Origin of the sequence: Mesorhizobium sp. M1E.F.Ca.ET.063.01.1.1 (genome assembly GCF_003998155.1) — a bacterium.
Taxonomy (GTDB): Bacteria; Pseudomonadota; Alphaproteobacteria; order Rhizobiales; family Rhizobiaceae; genus Mesorhizobium.
Window position 1 is genome coordinate 1 of sequence record NZ_RZSC01000470.1, and the last position, 4,704, is coordinate 4,704.

Sequence of the window (4,704 nt, forward strand, 5' to 3'; positions counted from 1 at the left end):
CTTCTGAAAGCCTCCTCGACCATGCCGCCGCGGCGGTCGAAGCCGCCGATCCGTCTGAAGACGATGAGGACGAAGGCGACGAGGAAGAAGCCGGCGACGAAGACAGCGACGACGAGGACGACGAAGACGCCGATGAGGAAGCCACTGCCACGAGCGAGGACGAGTCGGACGACGAGGATGAGGACGACGAAGACGCCAAGGCCTCGGGTGATGACGAGGATGAAGACGGCGACGACGAAGACGAGTCCGACGATGACGACAAGGAAGAAGCGGCCTGAGCCGTTTCTCATCGCTTGAACAACAAAGGGCGGCGCGGTGAGCGTCGCCCTTTTTTCGTCAACCCTTGTCTATCAGTCCTCCAGGATGCTGACGCGCACGCTGTCCGGATAGACGTCGACCTCGATCAGCGGCTCGCCATTGACGATGGCGCGCCGGGTCGCGCTGCTCATCGCGCCGCCGCGTTCCAGCATGCGCTCCAGTTGGGCGCGGTCATCATTGCCGCGGAACCATGGATCGCCCTGGTCGTCGGCGTCGCGCCGGCGGAACTTGTGCCAGTTGGCCCGGTCCTGCCGCACCATCTGCGCCGCGCTCCGCAGCGGGTAGCCGTCGCTGGCTTGATGGTCGCGTTCGGAAATGCGCGCAACATAGGAACCCAGCATGTCCTGAGCCTGGGCAGCGGCCGCATTCAGCGCCGACGCAGCCAACAGCCCGGCGACGATCATTGCTTTCGAACCCGTCATGAAATCCCCCTCTGAAAATCACCCTGTTGTGCACGAGCCGGATGACGGAAATCGGACAGCAACGAAAAGTCCACTCGGCTTGGCACCCGACGCAACCGGGCCGCCGCGAGGGCCGGCCTACATTGCCTTGCCGACCGGCGGCAATGTCGAGGCGTTTTGTGGTTTGGCTTGCGGCTGCGATTGGCCGCCCGATGCATTGGCGGCCGCCTGGTTGTCGGCCGCTTTCGCCTGCCCGTTGGCGGCCGTCGTGGCGGTGCCGTTGGGAGGCGTGGCAGCAGCCGGCGCGGTGCCGTTTGCCGGTGTCGTGGCAGCCGGTGCCGTGGTCTTGGCAGCCGCGATCGCCGCGGGCGTTGCGAAGGCGCCGCCGACGATGCCGCCGCGAATGATCATCGGCGTCTGCGCGCGGCCATGCCCGGATTTCTCCGGGATCGCCGCGACCGTCTCGTCGGTGACGGCGGGTACTGGATCGCCGAGCGCCACCACCGACGGTGTCGAGGCAGCGGAGATCGGGCCGGGCTCGATCGCCGTCAGCCTGACCACGGATGGCGTCGAGGTCGCAGCGCCAAGCACGACGATGGACGAAGCTTGCGCCAACCCGGTCGTCGCCAAAATGCCGATACCGACCATTCCCAGAGCAATTCCGGGAGAAGTGTGTAACGGTTGGGCTCGGCGACTTCGCCGTAGCCTTCCGTCCGGAAATGCGTCAAAACAAAGCATACGCATCACGAAAACTCCCCGAGCCCAACAACCGGAAATCCGCACCCTAGTGCGGGCGGATTGATGCCGGCTTGCGCGGAAACTTAACATTTTAGGGATTGATAAATCGCCAACGCCCGCCCTTGCCCCGCCTTCCCAGCCGTACTACGGGGACCGGCGTATCGATGATTGGTGATGAATTTGGCTGAGATACTTGCCGTCGGCGAGGCGATGGAGCGGGCGCTGGCGCTGCTCGAAGGCGGCGATGTCGTCGCCATCCCGACCGAGACCGTCTATGGGCTGGCGGGCGATGCCACCAATGGCGCAGCCGTTGCGCGGATATTCGAGGCCAAGGGCCGCCCGCGCTTCAATCCGCTGATCGCTCATGTCGCCGACCTCGCCATGGCGGAACGCATCGCCACATTCGATCCACTGTCGATGAAACTGGCCGAGGCCTTCTGGCCCGGTCCGCTGACGCTGGTGCTGCCGCAGCGCCCGGAAAACGGCATCCATCCGCTGGTCACGGCGGGGCTGGACACCATCGCGCTGCGCATGCCGAAAGGCTTCGGCGGCGAGCTGATCGCGAGGCTCGGCCGGCCGCTTGCCGCCCCCAGCGCCAATTCCTCCGGCAGGATCAGCGCCACGACGGCGCAAGCGGTCGCAGCCGATCTCGGCGAAAAGATCAAGCTGGTTGTCGATGGCGGCGCGACGCCGGTCGGCCTGGAATCGGCCATCGTCAAGGTCGAGGACGGCAAGCTGAGGCTGCTGAGGCCGGGCGGCATCGCTGCCGAGGATATTGAAGCTGCTGCTGGTACAAAGCTCATGCGCGGCGCTGCCGGCATCGAGGCGCCCGGCATGCTCGCCTCGCATTATGCGCCGGGCGCATCGATGCGGCTCAATGCCGATAGGGTCGCCAGGGGCGAGGCGCTGCTGGCCTTCGGCCGCGATCGTGCCGAAGGCTGGCAGAGTGCGGTGGCGGTGCGCAATCTTTCCGAGGCGGGCGATCTGCGCGAGGCGGCCACCAATCTGTTCGCCTATATGCAGGCGCTCGACCGCAGCGGCGCCGCAACCATTGCCGTCGAGCCGATCCCGCTCGAAGGCCTGGGCGAGGCGATCAACGACCGGCTCGCACGCGCCGCCGCCCCGCGTGACAAGATCGCCTGAGCGCCATAGTTTGGGCTCCATGAACGATCAATCCGACGACCAGCCTTTCGATATCGATCCCGCCCTCATCGATCGCTTCGCAGCGATCGTCGGCGACAAATACGCGCTGCGCGACCAGGCCGACATCGCGCCTTACATCACCGAAAGGCGTGGCCTCTGGCACGGCCGGACATCGTTGGTGCTGCGTCCAGGCAGCGTCGAGGAAGTAAGCCGCATCATGCGGCTGGCGACCGAGAGCGGAACGCCGGTCGTGCCGCAGAGCGGCAACACCGGCCTGGTCGGCGCCCAGGTGCCGGACAAGTCCGGGCACGACATCGTGCTGTCGCTGTCGAGGCTGAACCGCATCCGCGAGATCGATGTGCTGTCGAACACGATCACCGCCGAGGCCGGCGTCATCCTGCAGACGCTGCAGGAAGCGGCCGACGCCGCCGACCGGCTGTTCCCGCTGTCGCTCGCCGCGCAAGGCTCCTGCCAGATCGGCGGCAATCTCTCCTCCAATGCCGGCGGCACCGGCGTGCTCGCCTATGGCAATGCGCGCGAGCTTTGCCTGGGCGTCGAAGTGGTGCTGCCGACCGGCGAGGTTTTCGACGATCTGCGCAAGCTGAAGAAGGACAACACCGGCTACGATTTGAAGAACCTCTTCGTCGGCGCCGAAGGCACGCTCGGCGTCATCACCGCCGCGGTGCTGAAGCTGTTTCCCAAGCCGAAGGGCAGGGAGGTCGCCTTCGTCGGCCTGTCTTCGGCTAAGGCTGCGCTATCGCTGTTCACCCTGGCGACGGACCAGGCCGGCGTGGCGCTCACCGCCTTCGAGCTGATCGGCAAGAGGCCTTACGATTTCACGCTGAAGCATGGTCAAGGCATCACACGGCCGCTGGCCGACGACTGGCCGTGGTATGTCTTGATGCAGGTTTCTTCCGGCCGTTCCGAAGAAGACGGCAGGGCGCTGATCGAGGAGATTCTTTCGGCCGGCCTCGAGAAGGGCATCGTCGGCGACGCTGTGGTCGCGGCAAGCCTTGCCCAGGGCGATGCCTTCTGGAATTTCCGCGAGGTGCTGCCCGAGTGCCAGAAGCCCGAGGGCGCCTCGATCAAGCACGACATCTCGGTACCGATCGCCTCGATCCCGGACTTCATCGAGACGGCCGCAGGCGCCGTCGCATCTGTCAGCCCCGGCGCGCGCGTCGTCTGCTTCGGCCATATGGGCGACGGCAATCTGCACTACAACATCTCGCGCCCCGAAGGCGGTGACGACGAGGCGTTCCTCGCTCTCTACCGCTCGATGAACAACGCCGTGCACGATGTCGTGCGCTCCTTCCGCGGCTCGATCTCGGCCGAGCACGGCATCGGCCAGTTGAAGCGCGACGAACTGATCGCCACGGCGCCGCCGATGGCGATCGACCTGATGCGCCGGGTAAAGGCGGCCTTCGATCCTGCCGGCATCATGAATCCCGGTAAGGTTATCTAACTCTTCCCACATCTTGTGGCTGGTCGCATTCCGATAACCATGGCTGAGATCAGCAAAATTTAACCGACTTTCTTAAGCGCGGCGGTAAGAAGCGAGCACTAATGTTTCTCCCATAACGAGGCCGGAAAAACCGGCCCGGAGAGAACCGGAAAACGGCCCTCAGGAGAAACAGGAAGGCATTCGATGAACACTGGACTGAAGCCAGTCTGGGCGGGACGCAACATGCGTCTCGACCCGTTTCGCCTGCCGCAGATGGTGAGCTATGCCACGCGCGACGACTATGGCGATGTTACCTTCACCATCGACCAGCGTGGCGCGATCATCCGGCGCATGCTGGAGATGAGCGGCCTGCCGGCGATCATCGCGCTGCCCGCCAATGCGTTCCGCGGCGTCGCCGCCCGCGCCATGGAAGATCCGGACGGCAATGTCACCGTGACGCTGGAGCTTCTGCACAATGATCCGATGCTGTCGGTGCCGCTTCTGGTCGCCGACGATCTCGACGACGTCGCCGCCGACTGGCGCGCCTGGGCCGACGCCTATCGTCTGCCGATGCTTCTGATCGAGGCCGACGGCATTGCCCGCACGCTGGAGGAATCGCTCGGCGCCGCCATCAAGGCGCTGCCGCCGCAGGAACGCCGCAAG

Annotated in this window: 6 protein-coding genes; 3 read left to right on the forward strand and 3 right to left on the reverse strand. The window is 65.3% G+C overall.

Features of this window, described 5'->3' with window-relative positions; genetic code table 11:
* From EOA29_RS25620 to EOA29_RS25630, 3 genes are all read right to left on the reverse strand, one after another.
* The coding region (locus tag EOA29_RS25620) for a hypothetical protein (RefSeq protein ID WP_189478984.1) at positions 1 to 290 on the reverse strand (290 nt) is incomplete at its 3' end.
* Between the two features lie 60 nt (positions 291 to 350).
* Positions 351 to 722 (reverse strand): hypothetical protein, encoded by a 372-nt coding sequence (locus EOA29_RS25625; RefSeq protein ID WP_245468536.1) that lies wholly within the window; start codon positions 720 to 722, stop codon positions 351 to 353.
* A gap of 135 nt (positions 723 to 857) precedes the next feature.
* Positions 858 to 1,367 (reverse strand): hypothetical protein, encoded by a 510-nt coding sequence (locus tag EOA29_RS25630; RefSeq protein WP_189478985.1) that lies wholly within the window; start codon positions 1,365 to 1,367, stop codon positions 858 to 860.
* Between the two features lie 270 nt (positions 1,368 to 1,637).
* On the opposite strand from EOA29_RS25630, the gene EOA29_RS25635 reads away from it, so the two are divergent.
* From EOA29_RS25635 to EOA29_RS25645, 3 genes are all read left to right on the forward strand, one after another.
* A complete protein-coding gene (locus tag EOA29_RS25635; protein WP_245468537.1) occupies positions 1,638 to 2,600 on the forward strand; it encodes an L-threonylcarbamoyladenylate synthase in 963 nt (320 codons plus the stop codon).
* 19 nt (positions 2,601 to 2,619) lie between these two features.
* Complete coding sequence (locus tag EOA29_RS25640) at positions 2,620 to 4,062, forward strand: FAD-binding oxidoreductase (protein ID WP_127221789.1); 1,443 nt, start codon at positions 2,620 to 2,622, stop codon at positions 4,060 to 4,062.
* A 183-nt stretch (positions 4,063 to 4,245) separates the two neighbouring features.
* On the forward strand, positions 4,246 to 4,704 hold a 459-nt coding region (locus EOA29_RS25645; protein ID WP_127221790.1), incomplete at its 3' end, for a DUF6101 family protein.